The organism is Pseudomonas sp. HMSC076A11 (assembly GCF_001810205.1).
Taxonomy (GTDB): Bacteria; Pseudomonadota; Gammaproteobacteria; order Pseudomonadales; family Pseudomonadaceae; genus Pseudomonas; species Pseudomonas aeruginosa.
Map to the genome: position 1 here is coordinate 30,542 of NZ_KV800272.1, position 21,793 is coordinate 52,334.

The following is a 21,793-nucleotide window of genomic DNA, read 5'->3' on the forward strand; positions in this document are numbered from 1 at the left end:
CCACCACGGTGGTGTCCGGCTGGCCGTCGCCGTCAGTGTCGACACCGACGGTGGCGCCCGGCTCTGCGTTGCCGGTGACGCTGCTGCCGTCCGGCGCCACCTGCACGTCGGTGGCCGGCGCCGGGGCGGTGGTGTCCGGCGCCTCGACGGTCACCGGGGTGCTGTTGTTGCCGGCCGGGTCGGTAACGATCACCGTCACCGTCTCGCCATTGGTCAGCGGCGGGTTCAGCGGAACCTCGAAGCTGCCGCCGGGGCCGACCACCACGGTGGTGTCCGGCTGGCCGTCGCCGTCGGTATCGACGCCCACCGTCGAGCCGGGTTCGGCCTTGCCGATGACGCTGCTGCCGCCTGGCGTCACCTGCACGTCGGTAGCCGGCGCCGGGGCGGTGGTGTCCGGAGCGGTGACCTGGGCCGGCGGGCTGGCGTTGCCAGCCGGGTCGGTGACCACCACGGTGACCGTCTGGCCATTGGTCAGCGGCGGGTTCAGCGGAGCGGTGAAATTGCCGTTGGCATCGGCGATCACGGTGAGGTCCGGCTTGCCGTCGCCATTGGTATCGATGCCGACGCTCGCGCCGGCCTCGGCCTGGCCGCTGATGCTGCTGCCGTCAGGCGCTATCTTCAGGCCGCTGGCCGCCTTCGGCGGAGTGGTGTCCGGGGGCACCGAAGAACCGCCGCCGCCACCGCCACCGCTGCTGTTGGAAATCGCCACCCCGGCGCCGATGGCCGCCGCACCGACCAGCAGCGCAGTCCCTGCGCTCATGCCACCGAGCACACCGGCGCCGGTCAGCGACTCGAAACCGGCCAGGCTTTCCTGCGGGATGTAGCCGGCCATCAGCGGCCCGTCGGCGGCGACCGGCGGCAGGTCTACCGCCACCAGCTTGTCCTTGTCGGCCAGGAACAGCTGGCTGGAAGGCTGGCCTTCCGCATAGAAGTTGGCGATCCGGACGCTTTCCCCGGTCTTCAGCTGGACGATCAGGTCCGAACCGCTCTTCGAGTATCCCGCCACCGACTCCGGTGCGACATCGAGCGCGATATTACTGCTCTGGGAGAGTTTGAGTATCCCGTTTTCCGGAACCTCGACGGCAGCCGCAGAAGAAATACTCTGATCGATAGGGGTAACTTTCGCCTGGATCGACATTTCCGACATTCCTCTTGTCAAGCAGCGACCGAACGGCCGCACCATGTAATCCAGAAATAGCAGCTTTTAAATAAAAGGCGAGTCTGACTTTATATATAACGACTAAGAAAACCCCCATGAAAAATTCAATTTAGATAACCCCTGGAAAACATGCAGCCATTTAGCCATCACACGTCTATCTAATTGATAAACAATATATAATCAAAAAGTTATAATACTTTATAAACAACCCCATCACCTGGCACGGCAAATCGACTCAATAACCCAGCGGGCAAATATCATAACTCTACGATGCGTATTTCATAAAATACCGGGAGAAATGAAATAGCACTTCCCGGCACCTCGTAGTTCGTCGGCGCGAGGCGACGGCAAGACGCCCCCGACAGTTCCAACGGAAAGCATCGCCGGGCATCCCGCGAAGCGGCCTTCATCGTCCTGCAATCAAAGCGTCATCGTCACGATGCCAAGTTATCCAACCGATCCTCTCCCGCGAGCGACCATGCATCACGGTATCTCCCCGCCCCAGGACGCCGACCTGTTCGGCCTGATCTACGGTTTCCGTTTCCGCCCCGGCGAAGCGGGGCGGGAAATCGACTCGGCTACCGCCCTCGCCTGCCTGCGGCAGGCTCGCGAGGAGGCGCCGGACGAGTTCCTCTGGCTGCACCTGAACCTCGCCCATGCCGCCTGCGAGCGCTGGATGAAGAAGCATCTGGAACTGCCGGAGTATTTCTTCGAAAGCCTGCGCGAAGGCTCGCGCTCGACGCGCATCGAACACGTCGACTCGGCGCTGCTGGCAGTGGTCAACGACGTGGTCTTCAACTTCGGCCTGGTCTCCTCGGACGTGGCCACCCTGTGGGTCTGCGCCCGCGGCCGGCTGCTGGTCAGTGCACGAGCACAACCGCTGCGCTCGGTGGACAAGCTGCGCTCTTCGGTGAAGCACGGCGAACCTTTCCGTTCGCCCCTGCAGTTGCTGATCCACCTGTTGCGCGACCAGGGCGACGTGCTGACCCAGATCGTCCGCGAAACCAGCGTCGCAGTGGACCGCATCGAGGACCAGCTACTGGCCCTGCGCCTCTCCGCCAACCGCGCCGACCTCGGCGCCATGCGGCGCGTGCTGGTACGCCTGCAACGCCTGCTGGCGCTGGAGCCCGGTTCGCTGCTGCGCCTGCTCAACCGACCGCCGGAATGGCTACAGGATGCCGACCTGCGGGAGCTGCGCGAAGCCACCGAGGAGTTCTCCCTGGTGATCAGCGACCTGACCGCCCTGGGCGAACGGATCAAGCTGCTGCAGGAAGAGATCGCGGCCAAGCTCAACGAACAGAACAACCGCATCCTCTTCACCCTGACCATGGTCACGGTGCTGGCCCTGCCGATCAACATCGTCGCCGGCTTCTTCGGCATGAACGTCGGCGGGATTCCCTTCGCCGACGATCCTGAAGGCTTCTGGATCATGCTCGTGCTGGTCGCCAGCTTCACCTTCCTTGCCGGCCGCTGGGCCTTCCGCAAACGCGGCGACTATTGAGCGTGGACAACGCCGGCGGACAGTGGTTAGGTTGACCGACCACCGTCAGCCGGACCTTCCATGAGCCTTTCCCCCGCCGATCTCAAGCAACTCCAGGCCGCCAAGAACCTGCTGGAAAACCCTGGACTCACCGCGCAACTCACCAGCCTGCTGGGCACGCCGATCGAATATGGCCTGAAGAAGTTGCCGCGGAAGGTCAACGAGAAGCTCGGTTCGGTGATCGAGGGAGCGCTGCTGAAAGTCGCCCGCTCGGCCACCGCCACCCTCCAGGAAAACGCCAGCGGTCAGCCGGCGAACCGCCTGCATACCCTCGGCGCCGCCGTTTCCGGTGGCGTCGGCGGCTTCTTCGGGCCGCTGGCGATGCTGGTCGAGGTGCCGGTCACCACCGGCATCATCTTCCGTTCCATCGCCGACATCGCGCGCAGCGAGGGCGAGTCGATCAGGGACATGGACACCCTGATGGCCTGTATCGAAGTCTTCGCCCTCGGCGGCAAATCCGCCTCGGACGACGCGTCGGAGTCCGGCTACTACGCGGTGCGTACGGCGCTGGCCCAGCAGGTCAAGGCGGCCGCCGACTTCCTCGGCAAGGACGCCGGCAGCAAGAAGGCCGCGCCGATGCTCCTGGCCCTGGTGCGCAAGGTCGCCGAGCGCCTGGGCGTGCAGTATTCGGAAAAGCTTGCGGCGCAGATCGTGCCCATCGTCGGTGCCCTCGGCGGCGCGGCGATCAACACGGTGTTCATGAACCATTTCCAGGCCATGGCGCGCGGTCACTTCGTCGTCCGCCGCCTGGAACGCCACTACGGCAAGGATGTGGTTCGCGACGCCTACGCCCTGCTGCCCCGGCGCGGCTGAGCATGCCGGCCCACGCGGTCAGCCTGGCGCCGGGCGCGGCGGCAGCGACGCGCCAGCTGTTCAGCGCCGTTTCGCTCGCGGCGGAGCCCGGCTGGAGCCGGGCCCCGCGCCGACTCAGAGCGCCAGGCCGGGGTTGTACAACGGACGGAAAGCGCAATGGGTGGTGCCGGCGCTCTGGTTGTAGAAATAGTAGCGGCGACAGTCGTTGTCGTAGTTGCTGGTGCCGACGTTGATCCGGTACGGACCGAAGCTGGCGCCCTGCAGGGAAACGAAGGCGCCGTTGTAGAGCAGCGAGAAATGCAGGTGCGGTCCGGTGGAGCTGCCACCCTCGCAGAGCGCGGTGTTGATGTTGCCGGCATAGACGCCGAGCTTGGTGTCGGCGCTGACCTGCTGGCCGTTGCTCACCTGGATCTGGTCCATATGGTAGTAGTTGGTCGCCCAGCCGCTGGGGTGGGTCACCCGTACCTGGCAGCGCGACAGCACCCGTACCGTACCGGCGTGGGCGGCGACCACGCTGTAGGTCGCACTGCCCCAGCGCGGCCAGTCGTAGGACGCATCGAAGGACGAGTACGGATAACCCGAGCCGGTGTTCGAATGCGCTCCGTTGGGCTGCCAGGAATAGCCCTGGCGCCAGGGCAATTGCATCAGGTTGGATGGCGGCGCCAGCGCGGCCTTCGCCTGGAGTTGCCGGGCCACGCGGTTGCGCGGCTGCAGGAGTTCGGCGGCCGGGGTGCCGAACAGGCGCTGGAAGGTCTGCGCGTAGGCGCCGAGCGGATTGCCGCCTTGCACGGCGGAGGCCTTCGCCCCCTCTCGCAACAGACCGAGCAGCGCGGCCGATGCCGCGTTCAGGCCGTCCTCGCCGACGGCCTTGCGCGCAGCCGCCTGGCGCAACTGGTATTCCTCGAAACCGTAGTAGCGCCGCGACAACTGCTGCAACACGTCGCGTACCTGGGCATCGAAGCCGCGTTTCGCCGACAGCCGCCCCAGCGGCGCCGCCAAGGCGCGCTCGTCCGGCGCCCCCAACGGCCCGGACTGCATGGCCATCAGGGTCAACAACACTTTCGGGTTGATGCTGTAGTAGCCGCTCCAGTGCTCCAGGTATTCGCTCTTGTCGCGCAGCGCCGGCGCGTTCAAGGCCAGGTAGGCCTCGAGGTCGAACGCCTCGGCGTCGCGACCGTAGAGGAACAGGTCGTCATTCAGCGGCAGGGCCACGCTGGGCAGTTGCAACTGGCCGAGTAACTCCGCCGAATAGCGGAAGGCCGGCAGGCCATCGTCATGGGCATTGGCCGTACCGCCCACGGCGAGCGCCAGCAAGACGAAGAGGAACGGCGAGCGCGAACTCGCCATCGCGCGGGATCTTTTGTGCTGCATGGGTAGCTCCTGGTCATCGAAGGGAAACCTTGAAAGCCAGCAGCCCGGCGACATCGCCTCCGACGGGATAGCCTGGTCCGCTCCGCCGGTATTTCGCCCAGGCCGGGTTGCACGCCGCAGGACCGTGCAACGCCGTCACCCGGGAAGACAACTATCAGCTTTTGCAGTAGATCCGGTGCCCCGCTCCGTCCGGCTGTAAAGCGTGCGGCAGCGCACTCCAACCGAGCCGAATCGATCACAGAACGCCAGGCGTCGGAAATACTTCGATACAGTCTGCGCGCTCAGCGTTCCTCGTCGGAGGAACCGTCGAGCGGATCACGACGCGCCAGCTCGGCCTCGTCGAGGCCGTGGCCGGCTCCGATCTCGTTGCCATGCACGACCCTCAGGCGCTTGTCCGCGGGCGATTCGCCGCCGCGCTCGGCCGGCGAGCGGGCGCCGCTTTCGTCGATCAGGGTTTCCGGCGCCAGATCGTCCATGCCGACGTTATCCTGGTAACCATCGTCCTCGTCCGGCTGCCCGCCAGCGTGGCCCGCCTCGCGTACCCGCCGCGAGGAAAATTCGGCCTCCACCTCGGCCTCGGGCCGCTCGTCGCCGATCCGCGCCTTACGCGCCTGGCGGCGCTCGTCGAAATCGAGCTCGCGCATCGAACCCATGCGGTCCTGGATATCATCGATTTCCTGGGGTGTTGTTTTCCGTCGTGTAGCCATGACGACCTCCGTTACGAATGGCGGGCACGCGCCGGGAATGGCACGCTGCCCTTGTTCGGTCGACCGGCGAGGCGCGGGAAGATTCAGGAAATCCAACCGACGGCGGCCGCCTCGCAATCGCGGCGGCGGGCAAAAAAAAGCCGGATCGGCCCGGGGCGGGCTGGACGATCCGGCGTAATCGAAGCGCGGGACGTCGCGCACCTTGCCGCCGGCACGGGCGGGAGGTGGCGCACAGCGTTTCGCAGGGAATGACCACGGCATCGGCCGGTGGTCCAGGGGGAGTCAGGTCGGCACGGCTTCCTCGAGATAGTCGATGGCCTGGCGCACGGTCTCGATCCGTTCCGCATCGTCATCGGCGATCTCGACGCCGAACTCCGCTTCCAGGGCCATGACCAGTTCGACTACCTCGAGCGACTCGGCACCGAAGTCGTTACGGAAGTCGCTGTCCAGCCGGATGTCGCATTCCTCCACGCCGAACCGGGCGGCTACCAGTTTCCTCACTCTGGTCTCGATGTCGTCCATGCATTGCGGTCCCACTGCCCGGCCCTGGAAAAAAGTGCGGCTACTAAAGCCTCCGTCCCCGCCAGCGACAACTGCCAGATCTGGCAGTGGCGCTGCGCTGGAGCGCGGCCGCCGCAGCGCGCCGGACAATCCGGTGGACGGAGCGCGACGCGAGGATTCGAAGTCCGTCACAGGGCGCTTCCCGGCGTATGCGCAATCACCCGCGCCTTCCCTCGCGGCAGGCTTTCGGGCAGTTCCGCCAGGGCCCGGCGTGCCTGCTCCGGGTCGAGGTAGTCGCCCCGTTCCACCGCGAACAGCTCCTGGCCATCGCGCAGTTCGCGGCGCAAACGCAACGACAGACCCGGATGCCGCTCGATCAGCGCGCGCATGAAGGCTTCGCTGCTGCCCTCGACCAATCGCACGGCGTAGCGCTGGGGTGACGGCGGCTGCGGCGCGTGCGTGCCCTGGCGAACCTCCGGTACCTCGCCGCCGCGACCGTCGCCCAGGGACGCCGGGTCCGCCAGGCGCGGCTTCTCCATCAGCACCGGGGCTGGAGCCGGATAGCTGCGCGGCGAGCCAATAGGTGCCGGTGCGACCTGGGCGGCGGGACGCAGGTCGATGGCGCCGGCATCCTCAAACAGCGGGCGCGCCGGTTCGCCGGCGACACCGCGCAGCAACTGGATGGAACGGTAACGGCCATGGCTGATGCGCTCCAGGCCGGCGGCATCGCGGACGATGCTCGGGCGCAGGAAGACCATCAGGTTGCGCTTCACCCGGGTCTCGCGGGACGAGCGGAACAGCCGGCCGACGCCGGGGATGTCGCCCAGCAGCGGTACCCGCGAATCGCTGCGCAGCAGGTCGTCCTGGATCAGTCCGCCGAGGACGATGACCTGGCCGTCGTCGGCCAGTACGGTGCTCTTGATCGAGCGCTTGTTGGTCACCAGGTCCACCGCCTTCGCCGCCAGGGTGGCGGTTGGCGCGATGGAGGATATTTCCTGCTCGATCTCCAGGCGCAGCATGCGGTCCTCGCCGATGTGCGGCGTGACCTTGAGGGTCACCCCGATATCCTTGCGCTCGACAGTGGTGAACGGATTGCTCGAACCGCTGGCGCTGGTGGTGTAGCTGCCGGTCTGGAACGGCACGTTCTGGCCGACCAGGATTTCCGCCTTCTGGTTGTCCAGGGTCAGCAGGCTCGGCGTCGACAGCAGGTTGCTGCGGCTATTGCGGCTCAGCGCGGTGACCAGCGCGCCGAAATCGCGACTGCCGAGGCCGACTATCGCACCGTCGGGCAGCTCTGCCGGCGGCTTGCCGGCCTGCAACGCGCCCAGCAGGGTGCCGATGGACAACCCGCTGTCGGCGAAGCCAGCGCCGCCGGCGACATGCCCGCTACGCAGCGCCCATTGCACCCCGAGGGCGTCGCCGATCTCGCCGGACAGCTCGACGATCGCCGCCTCCACCAGCAGTTGCGCGCGCGGCACGTCGAGCTGGCGGACGATGTCCTCGAGCAGGCCGACATCCTCCGGGTCGGCGAGGATCACCAGGGCATTCAGCGATTCGTCGGCGCGCACCAGCAGGCCGCGCTTGCCGCTTCCCCGGCCATCCTGGCCTCGCTCGCCGTGCAGCGATTCGCCGATCTCCCCGAGGGTGGCGGCAAGGGTCTTGGCGTCGCCATGGCGCAGGCGGATCACCCGGCTGTTCGCCGACCGCGACGAGGGGACGTCGAGCGACTGCGCCAGCCGCAGCAAGCGCGCTCGCGCCTGCGGCGGACCGAGCAGGACCAGGCGGTTGCTGCGGCTGTCGGCAAGGACCTGGACGGTGGCGGCGCTCTTCCCGGCGGCCGGGGTGACGCTGCGATCGAGCACCTCGGCGATTTCCGCGACCCAGGCATGGCGCATGTCGTAGATGCTGTAGTCATGTTCGCCGGCCCGGTCGAGGCTGCGCACGATCGCCTCGATGCGCTCGATGTTGGCGCGGCGGTCGCTGACGATCAGCGCGTTGGCCGACGGTACGGCGGCCAGATGGCCATGGGCCGGGACCAGCGGCCGGATCATCGGGATCAGTTCCGCCACCGAGGTCTGCTGCGCCTGGACCACCCGCGTCTCCAGGCTGCCCGGCCCATCGCGGACGGTCTTCTGCGCGGCGGCCTGGCGTGCCTCCATGTTCGGCACGATACGCGCCTGGTCGCCCTGCGGCAGCACCGCGTAGCCGTGGGTGGCGAGCACCGAAAGGAATAGTTGGTAGACCTCCGCCAGGCTGAGCCGCGCCTGGGATACCACCGTGACCCGCCCCTTCACCCGCGGATCGACGACGAAGGTCTGGCCGCTGATGCTCGATACCTGCTCGATGAAGTCGCCGATCTCGGCATCCTTCATGTTGATCGTCCACTGCTCTTCCTCTTGCGCGGCGGCAGTCTCGGCAGGTGCCGGATGGACCGGCGGCGCCAGGCCGAGGACGGCCAGCGACAGGACCAGGAACAGCGGAGACAGGCGCTGGGCGGAACGGGTACTACAACGTGGCATGGGTGGTTTCTGCCCCTTCGGCTTTGGGGAAATACAGACGTTCTTCATAACCCTGGTCGCGCAGCACCACATGGTCGCGATGAACCGCCAGCAGCACGGTGCCGGGGCGCACTTCGGCGCCCGGCAGGAAGCGCTGCGAGCGCCCGGCCACCGCGATCAGCGCCGCCGAGCGGTCCTCGCGACGCGCCAGGAAGCAGGCCAGCAGGCGCAATTGCAGACGCTCGCCCGCCGTCGCGCCGCGCGGCGACGGAGCGCCACCGAACAAGCCGGCTAACGCCGCGCGCGGGGCCGCTGAAGGGTTGGCTGGCGGCGCCGGGGCCGCTGCGGCGGGCAATTCCGCCAGCTCGCGGCGCAGCGAGCGCGTCTGGCTGGCCAGGCTGGCGCTGAGCAACGCCAGCAGCAGCACGCAAAGCACAGCGGGCGCATGCCCGGCCAGGCTGCGCAGGGAAACGAAAGACGATGGAAGGTGACGCGACATGCAGCAGGCGGATTCCGGCAAACGGGCGCGCTGCATCGACGCGGCTCGCCCAGGGGCGGCGAGCATAAGGGATGGGGCTGCGGCCTACGGCCGCGAAAGGGCAAAACTGTTAAGGCTGCCCGCTTTGATCCTTCGTGGCGGGAACTGGCCCACAAAACGCCAGGCGCGGGAAAGGCCTCAGCGCTTGCCCATCGAACGACGGGTACCGCGCGGCGCCATGCCGGGACGCTGGCCCTTGTCGTGGATCTTCCGCTGCGGATAGAGCTGGGCCTGGTTCTTCTTCGCCAGGGCGGCCTTCAGCAACGCGCTGGCGTCGCTCGGCGCGGCCTGGGCCGGAGCGTCGTCGGAGGAAAGGGCCTGGGGAAGAGCGTCGGGAGCGGAAGCCATGGCGTATCCGGATCGGGGGAAATCGTGGGGACGCGATTATACATGGCTGTCCGGCTGTCCGGCAGCACCTGCCGGCGTATCGCCACGGGTCAACGCAGTTGCCACCAGCCCGGCAGCAACCGGCGCACCTTGGCCTGGGCGAAACGGTCGTCGATCAGGTGCACCACGCCGCGATCGCTGCGGCTGCGGATCACCCTCCCGGCGGCCTGGACCACCTTCTGCAGTCCCGGATACAGGTAGGTGTAGTCGTAGCCGTCACCGAACAGGCGCTGCATGCGCAGGCGGATCTGCTCGTTCACCGGATTCACCTGGGGCAACCCGAGGGTGGCGATGAAGGCGCCGATCAGGCGCTCGCCAGGCAGGTCGATGCCTTCGCCGAAGGCACCGCCGAGCACGGCGAAGCCGATGCCCTCGCCGCCCGCGACGAAGCGCTCGAGGAAGACCCGGCGCTCCGCCTCGTCCATCCGTGGCGTCTGGCTCCAGCATGGCACCCACGGGTATGCCTGGCGGAAGACGTCCAGCGCCTGCTGCAAGTAATCGAAGCTGCTGAAGAAGGCCAGGTAGTTGCCCGGCCGCTGGCGAAACTGCTCGCCGAGAATCGCTGCGATGGGCGCCAGGGATGCCTGGCGCTGCGCATAGCGCGTGGAAACCCGACGCTGTATGTGCACCTCCAGTTGCTCGGCGCTGAATGGCGCGTCCACTTCCAGCCAGGGCGTGCCCGCCGGCAGGCCGAGCAGGTCGGCGTAATAGTCGCGCGGCCCGAGGGTAGCGGAGAACAGCACGGTGGAGCGGCTGGCGGCGAAGCGCTCGGCGAGAAACGCCGCCGGCACCACGTTGCGCAGGCACAGCCGGGCCAGGCTGCGGCCGTTGCGGCCTGGGCGCTTCTCGATGTCGAACAGCGAATGCTCGCCGAACAGTTCGGCGAGACGGCCGAACTGCAGGATCGCGAAGTAGAACTCCTGCAACGCCGGCTCCAGCGCCTGCGGTTGCTCGGCGAGCAGGTCGTTGATCGCCGCCACCGCGTTCTGCAAGGCCAGGAGCAGCTTCTGCGGAGGCTCGTCGTAGGCCTGGTAGTCGTCCGCCTGGGTCTTGGCCAGTTCGTTCCAGGCACGCTGGATGCGCTCCAGCGGTTTCCTCAGGGCCTCCGGGGCGGTTTTGCGCACACCGAGGAAATCGCCCTGGTCGAGTTCGGCGGAATACATCCGCCGGCCGCGCTCCACCAGGTTGTGCGCCTCGTCCACCAGTACCGCCACCCGCCACTGGTTGACCTGGGCCAGGCCATGGAGCATGGCGCCGAGATCGAAGTAGTAGTTGTAGTCGCCCACCGCCAGGTCGCACCAGCGCGCCAGTTCCTGGCCCAGGTAGTAGGGACAGACCCGGTGCGCCAGCGCCACCTCGCGCAACCGCGCCTGGTCCAGCCAGCGCGCCTCCACGGCGGCGGAGCGGGCCGCCGGCAGGCGTTCGTAGAAGCCCTGGGCCAGGGGACAGGACTCGCCGTGGCAGGCCTTGTCCGGGTGCTCGCAGGCCTTGTCCCGCGCCACCAGTTCCAGCACCCGCACCGGCAGTCCGCCGGTCTCCCCTTCCAGGCTGCGCAGGGCATGCAGCGCTAGGGCCCGGCCCGGGGTCTTGGCGGCCAGGAAGAACAGCCGGTCCAGGCGCTGCCCGGGCATCGCCTTGAGTTGCGGGAACAGCGTGCCGATGGTCTTGCCGATCCCGGTCGGCGCCTGGGCCATCAGGCAACAACCGGCGGAGGCGGCCTTGTACACCGCCTCCGCCAGTTGCCGCTGGCCGTGGCGGAATTCGGCGTGGGGAAAGCGTAACGCGGCCAGTTCGCGGTCGCGCCGCTGGCGGTGCGCCAGTTCCTGCTCGGCCCAGGCGAGAAACGCCTGGCACTGGCTCTCGAAGAACAGCCGCAGCTCGTCAGCCCGCACCCGCTCGACGAAGCGGGTCTCCTTCTGGCTGCCGACCTCCAGGTAGACCAGCGCCAGTTCGACTTCCTCCAGCTTCCGTTCGGCGCAGAGCAGCCAGCCGTAGACCCTGGCCTGGGCCCAGTGCAGGTGCCGGTGGTTGGCCGGTTGCAGGGCGAGGTCGCCGCGGTGGGTCTTGATTTCCTCCAGGCAGTTCGCCTGCGGATCGTAGCCATCCGCCCGGCCGCGCACCTGCAAGTGACGGTAGCGTCCGTCCAGCGCCACTTCGCGCTGGTAGTGAGCGGGGCGCCGGGAGGTCACCAGGGTATGTCCGGCGATGCCTTCCAGGGCGCTGGGCGACGGGGTGAAGCGCAGGTCGAGGTCGCCGCGCTTGGCGCTGAACTCGCAAAGCGCGCGCACCGCCACCTGGTACAGCGCCTCGCCGCCCTGCTCAGTCATCGACATGCCAGCGCACGTAGCAGACCGCCACCGGCATCTCCCGCTCGCGGCAGAATTGCAGCCAGCGCAACTGGTTGTCCTGCAGGCGGTCGCCCGGTCCCTTGACCTCGACCATCCGGTAGCGCCGCTGCGCCGGCCAGAACTGGATCAGGTCCGGCAGGCCGGCGCGGTTGCCCGGGATATCCTCCAGCAGGCGTTCGAACCAGGCGCGCAGGTGGGCCGCCGGCAGGCAATCGAGCGCCTGTTCGAGCAGTTCCTCGCCAAGCAGTTCCCAGTAGACGAAGGGCGACTGCATGCCGAACTTGTCGCGGTAGCGACAGCGGATCGCGTCGCGGTAGCTGCCGTCCTCCAGCCGTCCCAGGCAGGCCTCGAACAGGGCGGCGCGGCGCTGGCGGAAGTCGGCGCTGTGCAGGTCCGCCGGCGCGCTGTGGAAGGGATGGAAGAACGCCCCGGGAATGGCGGCGAAGATCGCCTCCCAGCAGAGCAGCCCGAACAGCGAATTGATCAGGCCGTTCTCGACGTAGTGCACCGCGCAACCGGGCTCTTCCAGGTGCTCGCGAACCGCCCACTCGACGCTACAGGGTTCGCTCGGGTACGCCAGGCACAGGTCCAGGCGGTCGATTTCAGGAGCCGCCGCCCGCGCCTGTCGCGGCAGGCCGAGCTTGCCTTGCAGGCGCGGCAGCAATCGGGCCAGGCCCTGGCGTTCGGCGTCGCTTTCCGGCGCACAGCTGGCCTCCCGCGCCAATGCATGGGCTTCGGCGAAGCGCTCGCCGCGTTCCAGGCTGCGAATCGCCCGCAGGCGCGCGCCGGGGTGGCTGGATTGGCGATAGAGCCGCTGGGCCAGGTCGAAATCCCGCTGCTTTTCGCAGTGCTGGGCGAACTGGAACAGCAGCTTGACCCGCCGCCCTTCCAGCCAGGGATTGGCGTAGGGTTCGCCCGGCAGGCCGGCGAGCAGTTCCTCCAGCGGCTCGCCGAGGTCGAAGCGCTGGCGGCAGTCGAACAGGTGGAGATAGGCGTCGACGTCGGCGCGCAGGCGAAAGCCGCGGGAGTCGGCGGAAAACTCGACGCTTTCGTAACGATAGATACCCAGGTCGGCAAGGACGAACTCCGACCAGTCCTGCCACAGGTTGCCGAAATACATCAACCGCAAGCGGTCGCAGAGCGCCATGCAGCGCAACTCGTAGACCGGTTCGGCGAAGTCGGCCTGCCACTCGGCGAGCCGCCGCGCCTCGGGGAACAACGGCTGGAGCCGTTCCAGCAACGCATCCTTGCGCAGGTTCGCGCGCCCGAGATGGTCCCTGAACAGCTGCGACAATTCGTCCTTCCTCAGCAAGCCGAACAGTTGCGCCAGTTCCAGGGTCGGCTGCGCGTCCACCCAGCCCAATGCCAACAGCGGTTGTACGGCGGCGCGCGTGTCGCCGATCTCGGCATAGGCCAGCTTGCCTTCGCGGAACAGCGTGCCCTTGCGCATCACCATGCGCACCAGCAGGGCCTGGCTGGCCTCGGGCAGCTCGGCGAACGCGGCGATGAAGGCACGTTCCTGATCGTCGAGCAGATCGGCATAGCGTTCGCCGATCCAGGCGAGCACCGCGCGGAAGTTGTGCAGGTAGTAGAAGGGTTCGGGAAGCGCTGGGGAATTCACGGGAAGCGGAGCCTGGTACTGTTCATGCATACAGATACCAGCGCCCCCACGGCTTGGCAATGCGCATCCGATCAAGCGTCGCCGGCCTGACGACGACTATCCAGGCACAAGGCGTTCGTTATATAAAAATATTAACAACGAAACCTGCCCCGTATCGGTCCCGATGAAGAAGATCCGCCAACGCAACCTGCAACTGATCCTCGACGCCGCCTGCGAAGTCTTCGCCGACTGCGGCTTCAGCGCCGCCCGGCTCAGCGACGTCGCCGAGCGCGCCGGCGTGGCGAAGGCCAACGTGCTCTATTACTACCGCTCCAAGGCGCAACTCTACGAGGCGGTGCTGGACAGCATCGTCGAGCCCCTGCTGGAAGCCTCCCGGCCATTCGCCGGCGACCAGCCGCCCGCCGAGGCGCTACGCGCCTACGTCGACAACAAGATGCGCATCGGCGCCGAGCGGCCGCACGCGGCCAGGGTCTTCTCCTGCGAGATCATGCGCGGCGCGCCGCGCATGCCGGCGCCGCTGCTGGAACGCCTCGACGCCCAGGCGGAACGCAACGCCGAGCGCATCCGCCAGTGGATCGACGAAGGCCTGCTGGCGCCGCTGGATCCGTACCACCTGCTGCTCAACCTGTGGGCGATGACCGAGTCCTATGCCCTTGGCGGCTGGCAACTGGCGCGCCTCACCGGCCAGGCCGGGCTGGACGCAAGCGACTACCGGCAGGCGGCGGAAAACATCGTCCGCCTGGTCTGCGCCGGCTGCCTGGCACTCCCCGGCGAGGCCGCGCCGCGTCGGCGTTTCCGCGCGCTGGCCGGCTGAGCGACTTGCGCCGGATCAATTTCCGCGTAGCGCTATATTCCAAAAGCTATAGCGAACCCCTAAGCTTGCGCCAGCCCCGTCCGCCAACTTCGTTCGCCCCCCACAGGAGCACTCCATGACCACCCGCCTGCCCCAGCTATTGCTCGCCCTCCTCGCCAGCGCCGTATCCCTGGCCGCCAGCGCCGACGAGGTGCAGGTCGCCGTCGCGGCCAACTTCACCGCGCCGATCCAGGCCATCGCCAAGGAATTCGAGAAAGACACCGGGCACAGGCTGGTCGCCGCCTACGGCGCCACCGGCCAGTTCTATACGCAGATCAAGAACGGCGCGCCGTTCCAGGTTTTCCTCTCCGCCGACGACAGCACTCCGGCGAAACTGGAGCAGGAAGGCGAGATCGTGCCCGGCTCGCGCTTCACCTATGCCATCGGCACCCTGGCACTCTGGTCGCCCAAGGCCGGCTACGTCGACGCCAAGGGTGAGGTGCTGAAGAGTGGCAGCTTCAGGCACCTGTCCATCGCCAACCCGAAGACCGCGCCCTACGGCCTCGCCGCCACCCAGGCGATGGACAAGCTCGGCCTCGCCGCCACGCTCGGGCCGAAGCTGGTGGAAGGCCAGAACATCAGCCAGGCCTACCAGTTCGTTTCCAGCGGCAACGCCGAACTGGGCTTCGTCGCCCTGTCGCAGATCTACAAGGATGGTAAAGTCGCAACCGGCTCGGCCTGGATCGTTCCCGCCGAGCTGCACGACCCGATCCGCCAGGACGCGGTCATCCTCAACAAGGGCAAGGACAACGCCGCCGCCAAGGCCCTGGTCGACTACCTGAAGGGCGCCAAGGCCGTCGCGCTGATCAAGTCCTACGGCTACGAACTCTAAGGCGGGACCTGCATGGCGTTGCCACTCGACAGTACGGACCTGGCGGCCATCTGGCTGACCATCGAGCTGGCTTCGCTCACCACCCTCCTCCTGCTGCTGATCGGCACGCCCATCGCCTGGTGGCTGGCGCGCACCCGCTCCTGGCTGAAGGGGCCGATCGGCGCGGTGGTGGCCCTGCCGCTGGTGCTGCCGCCGACGGTGATCGGCTTCTACCTGCTGGTCAGCATGGGTCCCAACGGTTTCATCGGCCAGCTCACCCAGAGCCTCGGTCTCGGCACCCTGCCCTTCACCTTCGCCGGCCTGGTGGTCGGCTCGGTGTTCTACTCGCTGCCCTTCGTCGTGCAACCGTTGCAGAACGCCTTCGAGGCGATCGGCGAAAAACCGCTGGAGGCTGCCGCGACCCTGCGCGCGAGCCCCGTCGACCGTTTCTTCAGCGTGGTCCTGCCGCTGGCCCGGCCGGGTTTCGTCACCGCCGCGATCCTCGGCTTCGCCCATACCGTCGGCGAGTTCGGCGTGGTGCTGATGATCGGCGGCAACATCCCGGAGAAAACCCGCGTGGTCTCGGTGCAGATATTCGATCACGTCGAAGCCATGGAATACGCCCAGGCCCACTGGCTGGCCGGCGGCATGGTGGCGTTCTCCTTCGTCGTCCTCCTCGCCCTCTATTCGGGCCGGCGCCGCCGGCCGGGCTGGGCCTGAGATGGACGGCCTGCGCCTGCGCTTCCGCCGCGCCTACCCCGGCTTCGAACTGGACATCGACCTGGCTCTTCCCGGTCGTGGCGTGACCGCTCTGTTCGGCCATTCAGGCTCCGGCAAGAGCACTTGCCTGCGCTGTATCGCCGGCCTGGAAAAGGCCGCCGAGGGCGAGGTGACGATCAACGGCGAGACCTGGCAGGACAGCCGCCGCAACCTCTTCGTCGCGCCCCACCGGCGTGCCCTCGGCTACGTGTTCCAGGATGCCAACCTGTTCCGCCACCTGACGGTGCGGCGCAACCTGGCCTTCGGTCTCAAGCGCATCGCCGCCGCCGAACGCCGCGTCGAGCTGGAACAGGCCTGCGCCCTGCTGGGCATCGAGCACCTGCTGGAACGCATGCCGGAACGCCTCTCCGGCGGCGAGCAGCAACGCGTCGGCATCGCCCGGGCCCTCCTCACCAGCCCGCGCCTGCTGCTGATGGACGAGCCTCTGGCATCCCTCGACCTGAAGCGCAAGGGCGAGATCCTGCCCTATCTCGAGCGCCTGCACGAGGAACTGGACATCCCGGTGCTCTATGTCAGCCACTCGCCAGACGAAGTGGCGCGCCTGGCCGATCACCTGGTGCTGCTGGAGAACGGCAAGGTCCGCGCCAGCGGGCCGATCGGCGAAACCCTGGCGCGAGTCGACCTGCCGCTGGCGCTGGACGACGACGCCGGGGTGGTGATCGAGGGCACGGTCAGCGACCACGACCCGGCCTACGGCCTGCTGACCCTGGTCCTGCCCGGCAGCGCGCTGCAAATGCGCGTCGCCCACGCCCCGCTGGCCCCCGGCAAGCGCCTGCGCTTCAAGGTACAGGCGCGCGACGTCAGCCTGAACCTGCGCGACGACGCCCAGAGCAGCATCCTCAACCGCCTGCCGGTACGGGTCCTGGAATTGGTCGATACCGACACCGCGGCCCACGTCCTGGTGCGCCTGGATGCCGGCGGCAATCCGCTGCTGGCGCGGATCACCCGTTACTCGCGGGACCAGTTGCAACTACGACCCGGCCAGCTGTTGTGGGCGCAGATCAAGTCGGTGGCGGTGCTCGCCTGACCCCGGCCTCGCCTGCGGCGCCTAGACCCTGGGCCAACGGTAGCGGATCAGCCGGCCCATCCGCCGCAGGAAGGCGAAGCCGTTGTAGATCGGCAGCATCAGCCGCGACGACTGCGGCAGCTTGGCGACGTCCTGCGGGTCATAGTCGGTGACCTCCTCGATGAAACGCAGGGCCGGATGCCACCGCTCGAGTTCGCGCGGGTCGTCGATGCTCCAATGCACCTGCGCCCCGGTCTCGCGCAGCGGCGGATACAGGCGCAGCAGCATGATGCCGAGGCGGCCGTAGCCGTCGAACAGCAGCTCGCCGCTACCCAGGTGGTCGACCAGGCGTTCCACCAGGCGTCGCACCTGGGACTCCCGCAGATAAGGCATCAGCCCCTCGGCCAGGACCAGGGCGGGCCGCTCGCGCGGCACCCCTTGCAGCCAGCCGTCGTCGTCCACCGAGTGGCGCAGCGCCCGATAGGCGCCGGCGCGCGGCGGGTAGAGTCGCTCGCGCAGGTCCATGACTTCCGGATAGTCGAGGTCGAACCAGGGCAGCTCGGCCGGCGGGTCGACCCTGTAGATACGGCTGTCCAGGCCGCAACCGAGGTTGAGCACCTGCCCCTCGGGATGGTGGTCGAGGAACTCGCGGCAGGCCTGGTCGAAGTAATGCGAGCGCATGGCCAGGGCCCGTTCGTTGCCCTTGCCGAGGGCGACCCTGGAGAAGTCGAAGTCGATCTGCCGCACCGCCGCCTCGGCGAAACGGTCATGGAGGATGGAATCGTCCAGGCGGCTATCCAGCGCCTTGGCGTAGAGGGTGATCAGGAGCGTCTGCTTTTCTCCGGTGAGGGTAATGCGGTGGCCGGGCATGAAAACCTCCTGCGGGCACGCGTGCCTCTTCAGTCCTTGCCGAAAACATCGCTATGCTTCGGCAATGATTGCCCTGGAGTCACGAATGAAAGCCAACTCCGATGAACTGCAAAGCTTCGTCAGTGTAGTCGACAGCGGTTCCATCAGCGCCGCCGCGGAACAGATGGGACTGACCGCCTCGGCCGTCAGCCGGACCCTCTCGCGCCTCGAGCACAAGCTCGGCACCACCCTGCTCAACCGCACCACCCGGCGCATGGAGCTGACCGAGGAAGGCCGCTACTTCCTCGACCAGGCACGGCAGATCCTGCAGCAGATGGAGGCGCTCGAGGAACGCCTGGCCCTGCGCCGGCAGAGCCCCGCCGGGCGCCTGCGGATCAACGCCGCCTCGCCCTTCATGCTGCACGCGGTGGTGCCGCACATCGGCGAGTTCCGCCGGCTGTACCCGGACATCCAGCTCGAACTCAACACCAACGACCTGATCATCGACCTGTTGGAGCAACGCACCGACGTGGCGATCCGCATCGGTGCGCTCAGCGACTCCACCCTGCACGCGCGGCCGCTGGGCGCCAGCCGCCTGCACATCCTCGCCAGCCCGGAGTACCTGGCCCGCCACGGCACGCCGGCGAGCATCGAGGGGCTGCGAGGGCACACCCTGCTCGGCTTCACCCAGCCCGAGCATCTCAACCGCTGGCCGGTGGTGCACGCCGACGGCGATCGCCTGGAGATCCAGCCGGATATCTCTGCCTCCAGCGGCGAGACGCTCCGCCAACTGGCCCTGAGCCACCAGGGCATCGCCTGCCTGGCCAGCTTCATGACCGACCGCGATATCCAGGATGGGCGCCTGGTGCCGCTGTTCGCCGAACAGATGAGCGAATACCGGCAACCGATCCACGCCGTCTACTATCGCAACTCGCAACTGGCGCTGCGCATCCAGTGCTTCCTCGACTTCATCCAGCAGCGCCTGGGCGCCTGAGACCGACCGTGAACGAATCCCTCGATTTCTCGCCCTACCTCGAGCGCTGGGCGTTGCAACCCGACGGCGAGCCCTTCGCCACCCACAGCAGCCGCCTGCTGCCGGTGCGCCATCGCGGCGCAGCGGCGATGCTGAAGATATCCAGTGCCGAAGAAGAGCGTTTCGGCCACGTACTGCTCAACTGGTGGGACGGCCAGGGCGCGGCCAGGGTGCTGGCCTACGACCACCAGGCGCTGCTGATGGAGCGTGCCACCGGCGGGCGCTCGCTGCTGGAAATGGTCAGGCGCGGCGACGACGACGAGGCTACGCGTATCCTCTGCCAGGCCATCGAACGCATCCATGCCCCGCGCCCGGGTCCGTTGCCAGAGCTGACCCCGCTGGAGCGCTGGTTCGACTCGCTGTATGCCGCCGAGCGCCGCTACGGCGGGCTCTACGTCGACTGCGCGAATGCCGCCCGCTACCTGCTGGAGACCGCTCGCGAACAGCGCCCGCTGCATGGCGACATCCACCACGGCAATGTGCTCGACTTCGGCGAGCGCGGCTGGCAAGTCATCGACCCCAAGCGGCTCTACGGCGAGCGCGGCTACGACTACGCCAACCTGTTCACCAATCCCGACGCGAAGACCGCCCAGGCGCCCGGCCGTTTCGAGCGCCAGCTGGAGATCGTAATCGCCGCCAGCGGCCTGCAGCGCCGCCGCCTGCTGCAATGGATCCTGGCCTGGACCGGACTCTCGGCGGCCTGGTTCGACGAGGACGGCAGCCGCGAGGAGACCGAAGCCGAGCTGGCCATCGCCCGCCTGGCCCTGGCAAACCTCGCTCGAACGCCTGCGCAATGAACTGTGCGGCGGCTCCCGCGCTCCAACGCGAGGCACTGTTCCGCCGCCGCGATCCGGTGTCAAATACACACCCCGCCAAGATGGCGGTGCCCACCACCCAGTAAGGAAACCCAAGATGGCCGGAGCCAGCCTCCTCACCCTCCTCGACGATATTGCCGCGGTGCTCGACGACGTCTCGCTGATGACCAAGGTCGCCGCGAAGAAGACCGCCGGTGTCCTCGGCGACGACCTGGCCCTCAACGCCCAGCAGGTCACCGGGGTCAACGCCGACCGCGAACTGCCGGTGGTCTGGGCGGTAGCCAAGGGCTCGCTGCGGAACAAGGCGATCCTCGTCCCCGCCGCGCTGTTGATCAGCGCCTTCGCGCCCTGGGCGGTGATCCCGCTGCTGATGCTCGGTGGCGCCTACCTGTGCTTCGAAGGCTTCGAGAAGATCGCCCACAAATACCTGCCCCATGACGACGAGCACGCCGACGAGGCAGCGCTGGCGGCCAATGTCGACGTGGCCGCCCTGGAAAAGCAGAAGATCGGCGGCGCGATCCGTACCGACTTCATCCTCTCCGCGGAAATCATCGCCATCACCCTCGGTACCGTCGCCGAGTCCAGCTTCACCACCCAGGTACTGGTGCTGGTCGGCATCGCCCTGGTGATGACCATCGGCGTCTACGGCCTGGTCGCCGGCATCGTCAAGCTGGACGACGCCGGCCTCTACCTGTCCAGGCGCGACAGCGGCTTTGCCCAAGGCCTCGGCGGCGCCATCCTGCGCACCGCGCCATACCTGATGAAAGGCCTGTCGGTGGTCGGCATGGCGGCGATGTTCATGGTCGGCGGCGGCATCCTCACCCACGGTATCCCGGTGGTCCACCACGCCATCGAACAGGCCGCGCAGAGCGTCGCCGGCATCGCCACGCTGGGCCCGCTGCTGGCGGCGATCACCCCGACCCTGCTGAACTTCCTGTTCGGCATCGTCGCCGGCGCCGTGGTGCTGGCGGGGGTGCTGCTGGTCAAGCGCCTGCTGCCGAAGAAGAAAAAGACTGGCTGAGCCTGCCATCGCCGACAGCGCCATCGCGGAGGGCGGATAGCCGCCCTGGCGCACATCCCACGAAGCGGTTGTGCGCCCTGCCCCGGAAGTCCTCCTCCGTTACAATTCAATAATTTTGCACTGTAATAGCAACATTATTCGTTGGAGACGAATAAAGCTCCCCTCCTAGAATGGCCACCAGTGCCATGAGCCGTCTGTTCCGAGCCTTCCAGACGAAGATCCGACCTCCGCACTCCATCGACCCGGCAACGGGATACCCAGAAAAATACCGATAACCCAACGAGGACCCGAGGGTCGCGCCTGCTCGCCAGCCGGCCGGACCCCGGGGCCCGGCGTGCCAGCGACCATGAACGATACGGATAGCAGAAAAGATCCGGACGGCTACAACTACGACGTCGTCCGCCAGTTCACCTTGATGACCCTGGTCTGGGGCATCCTCGGCATGGGCCTGGGGGTGTTCATCGCCGCCCAACTGGTCTGGCCGGCGCTCAACCTCGACCTGCCCTGGACCAGCTTCGGCCGCATCCGCCCGATCCACACCAGCCTGGTGATCTTCGCCTTCGGCGGCAGCGCGTTGTTCGCCACCTCCTTCTACGTGGTGCAGCGCACCAGCGGCGTGCGGCTGATCTCCGATGCCCTGGCGCGCTTCGTGTTCTGGGGCTGGCAGGCGGCGATCGTGGGGATGATCGTCAGCTACCCGCTGGGCTATACCACCTCCAAGGAATACGCCGAGATGGAATGGCCGCTGGCGCTGTGGATGGCGATCGTCTGGGTGGTCTATGCCTACCTGTTCTTCGGCACCATCGCCCGTCGCAAGGTGAAGCACATCTACGTCGGCAACTGGTTCTACGGCGCCTTCATCATCGTCACCGCGATGGTCCATATGGTGAACCACGCATTGCTGCCGGTGAGCCTGGGCAAGTCCTACTCGGCCTATTCCGGCGCCACCGACGCGATGATCCAGTGGTGGTACGGGCACAGCGTGGTCGGCTTCATCCTCTCGGTCGGCTTCCTCGGCATGATGTACTACTTCGTGCCCAAGCAGGCCGGGCGACCGATCTACTCCTATCGCCTGTCCATCGTGCATTTCTGGGCGATCATCTCGATCTACATCTGGGCCGGCCCGCACCACCTGCACTACA

Annotated in this window: 20 protein-coding genes; 10 read left to right on the forward strand and 10 right to left on the reverse strand. The window is 67.4% G+C overall.

All coding sequences use genetic code 11. From position 1 onward, the window contains the following. Positions 1-1,138 (reverse strand): Ig-like domain-containing protein (locus HMPREF2716_RS04620; RefSeq protein WP_141762304.1); only part of this gene is annotated, 1,138 nt, incomplete at its 3' end. 499 nt (positions 1,139-1,637) lie between these two features. On the opposite strand from HMPREF2716_RS04620, the gene HMPREF2716_RS04625 reads away from it, so the two are divergent. Both HMPREF2716_RS04625 and HMPREF2716_RS04630 read left to right on the forward strand, forming a co-directional pair. After that, positions 1,638-2,660, forward strand: a complete 1,023-nt coding sequence (locus HMPREF2716_RS04625; protein WP_003088098.1) for a transporter — start codon at positions 1,638-1,640, stop codon at positions 2,658-2,660. 60 nt (positions 2,661-2,720) lie between these two features. Continuing rightward, positions 2,721-3,512, forward strand: a complete 792-nt coding sequence (locus HMPREF2716_RS04630; RefSeq protein WP_003106675.1) for an EcsC family protein — start codon at positions 2,721-2,723, stop codon at positions 3,510-3,512. A gap of 114 nt (positions 3,513-3,626) precedes the next feature. On the opposite strand, the gene lasA is transcribed toward HMPREF2716_RS04630, so the two are convergent. From lasA to fan1, 8 genes are all read right to left on the reverse strand, one after another. After that, positions 3,627-4,883, reverse strand: a complete 1,257-nt coding sequence (gene lasA, locus HMPREF2716_RS04635) for an elastinolytic metalloprotease LasA (protein WP_003144675.1) — start codon at positions 4,881-4,883, stop codon at positions 3,627-3,629. A 281-nt stretch (positions 4,884-5,164) separates the two neighbouring features. Then, positions 5,165-5,590, reverse strand: coding sequence for a hypothetical protein (locus tag HMPREF2716_RS04640; protein WP_003120217.1), 426 nt, complete (start codon positions 5,588-5,590; stop codon positions 5,165-5,167). 282 nt (positions 5,591-5,872) lie between these two features. After that, the gene (gene acpP, locus HMPREF2716_RS04645; RefSeq protein ID WP_003106681.1) at positions 5,873-6,112 is read right to left on the reverse strand and encodes an acyl carrier protein; all 240 of its coding nucleotides are present in this window, start codon (positions 6,110-6,112) and stop codon (positions 5,873-5,875) included. Positions 6,113-6,279: 167 nt separating this feature from the next. Continuing rightward, positions 6,280-8,610 carry a type II secretion system secretin GspD gene (gene gspD, locus HMPREF2716_RS04650; RefSeq protein ID WP_023518575.1) on the reverse strand — a complete coding sequence of 777 codons (2,331 nt, stop codon included), beginning with the start codon at positions 8,608-8,610 and terminating at the stop codon, positions 6,280-6,282. Beyond that, positions 8,597-9,124, reverse strand: a complete 528-nt coding sequence (locus tag HMPREF2716_RS04655) for a type VI pilus biosynthesis protein (protein ID WP_003113617.1) — start codon at positions 9,122-9,124, stop codon at positions 8,597-8,599. Before HMPREF2716_RS04655 ends, gspD begins: the two co-directional genes overlap by 14 nt. Positions 9,125-9,265: 141 nt before the next feature. Then, positions 9,266-9,475, reverse strand: coding sequence for a hypothetical protein (locus tag HMPREF2716_RS04660; protein WP_003088087.1), 210 nt, complete (start codon positions 9,473-9,475; stop codon positions 9,266-9,268). An 89-nt stretch (positions 9,476-9,564) separates the two neighbouring features. Then, the gene (locus HMPREF2716_RS04665) at positions 9,565-11,841 is read right to left on the reverse strand and encodes an ATP-dependent DNA helicase (protein WP_070621828.1); all 2,277 of its coding nucleotides are present in this window, start codon (positions 11,839-11,841) and stop codon (positions 9,565-9,567) included. Beyond that, positions 11,834-13,513: a nuclease Fan1 gene (gene fan1 / locus HMPREF2716_RS04670; RefSeq protein WP_004343071.1), complete on the reverse strand. Its 1,680-nt coding sequence runs from the start codon at positions 13,511-13,513 to the stop codon at positions 11,834-11,836. Before fan1 ends, HMPREF2716_RS04665 begins: the two co-directional genes overlap by 8 nt. 133 nt (positions 13,514-13,646) lie before the next feature. Between fan1 and HMPREF2716_RS04675 the strand changes: the two genes are divergently transcribed. The 4 genes from HMPREF2716_RS04675 to modC all read left to right on the forward strand — a co-directional run bounded on the left by HMPREF2716_RS04675 (position 13,647) and on the right by modC (position 16,954). Continuing rightward, positions 13,647-14,297, forward strand: coding sequence for a TetR/AcrR family transcriptional regulator (locus tag HMPREF2716_RS04675; protein ID WP_003098214.1), 651 nt, complete (start codon positions 13,647-13,649; stop codon positions 14,295-14,297). Positions 14,298-14,412: 115 nt separating this feature from the next. Continuing rightward, entirely contained in the window at positions 14,413-15,168 is a 756-nt protein-coding gene (gene modA, locus HMPREF2716_RS04680) for a molybdate ABC transporter substrate-binding protein (protein ID WP_003098213.1), read from the forward strand. A gap of 12 nt (positions 15,169-15,180) precedes the next feature. Continuing rightward, entirely contained in the window at positions 15,181-15,867 is a 687-nt protein-coding gene (modB, locus tag HMPREF2716_RS04685) for a molybdate ABC transporter permease subunit (RefSeq protein ID WP_003088068.1), read from the forward strand. A 1-nt stretch (position 15,868) separates the two neighbouring features. Next, on the forward strand, positions 15,869-16,954 hold the full coding sequence (gene modC, locus HMPREF2716_RS04690; RefSeq protein ID WP_003098212.1) for a molybdenum ABC transporter ATP-binding protein: 1,086 nt from the start codon (positions 15,869-15,871) through the stop codon (positions 16,952-16,954). Positions 16,955-16,975: 21 nt separating this feature from the next. Here modC and HMPREF2716_RS04695 read toward each other — a convergent pair whose 3' ends face one another. Beyond that, positions 16,976-17,803: a class I SAM-dependent methyltransferase gene (locus HMPREF2716_RS04695; protein ID WP_004343064.1), complete on the reverse strand. Its 828-nt coding sequence runs from the start codon at positions 17,801-17,803 to the stop codon at positions 16,976-16,978. Between the two features lie 85 nt (positions 17,804-17,888). Here HMPREF2716_RS04695 and HMPREF2716_RS04700 point away from each other — a divergent pair, with 85 nt between their 5' ends. From HMPREF2716_RS04700 to HMPREF2716_RS04715, 4 genes are all read left to right on the forward strand, one after another. Continuing rightward, positions 17,889-18,776, forward strand: coding sequence for a LysR family transcriptional regulator (locus HMPREF2716_RS04700; RefSeq protein ID WP_003098210.1), 888 nt, complete (start codon positions 17,889-17,891; stop codon positions 18,774-18,776). An 8-nt stretch (positions 18,777-18,784) separates the two neighbouring features. Further along, positions 18,785-19,612, forward strand: a complete 828-nt coding sequence (locus HMPREF2716_RS04705; RefSeq protein WP_003098209.1) for an aminoglycoside phosphotransferase family protein — start codon at positions 18,785-18,787, stop codon at positions 19,610-19,612. Between the two features lie 115 nt (positions 19,613-19,727). After that, positions 19,728-20,651 carry a DUF808 domain-containing protein gene (locus HMPREF2716_RS04710; protein ID WP_003098208.1) on the forward strand — a complete coding sequence of 308 codons (924 nt, stop codon included), beginning with the start codon at positions 19,728-19,730 and terminating at the stop codon, positions 20,649-20,651. A gap of 346 nt (positions 20,652-20,997) precedes the next feature. Beyond that, positions 20,998-21,793 (forward strand): cbb3-type cytochrome c oxidase subunit I (locus HMPREF2716_RS04715; protein ID WP_043233208.1); only part of this gene is annotated, 796 nt, incomplete at its 3' end.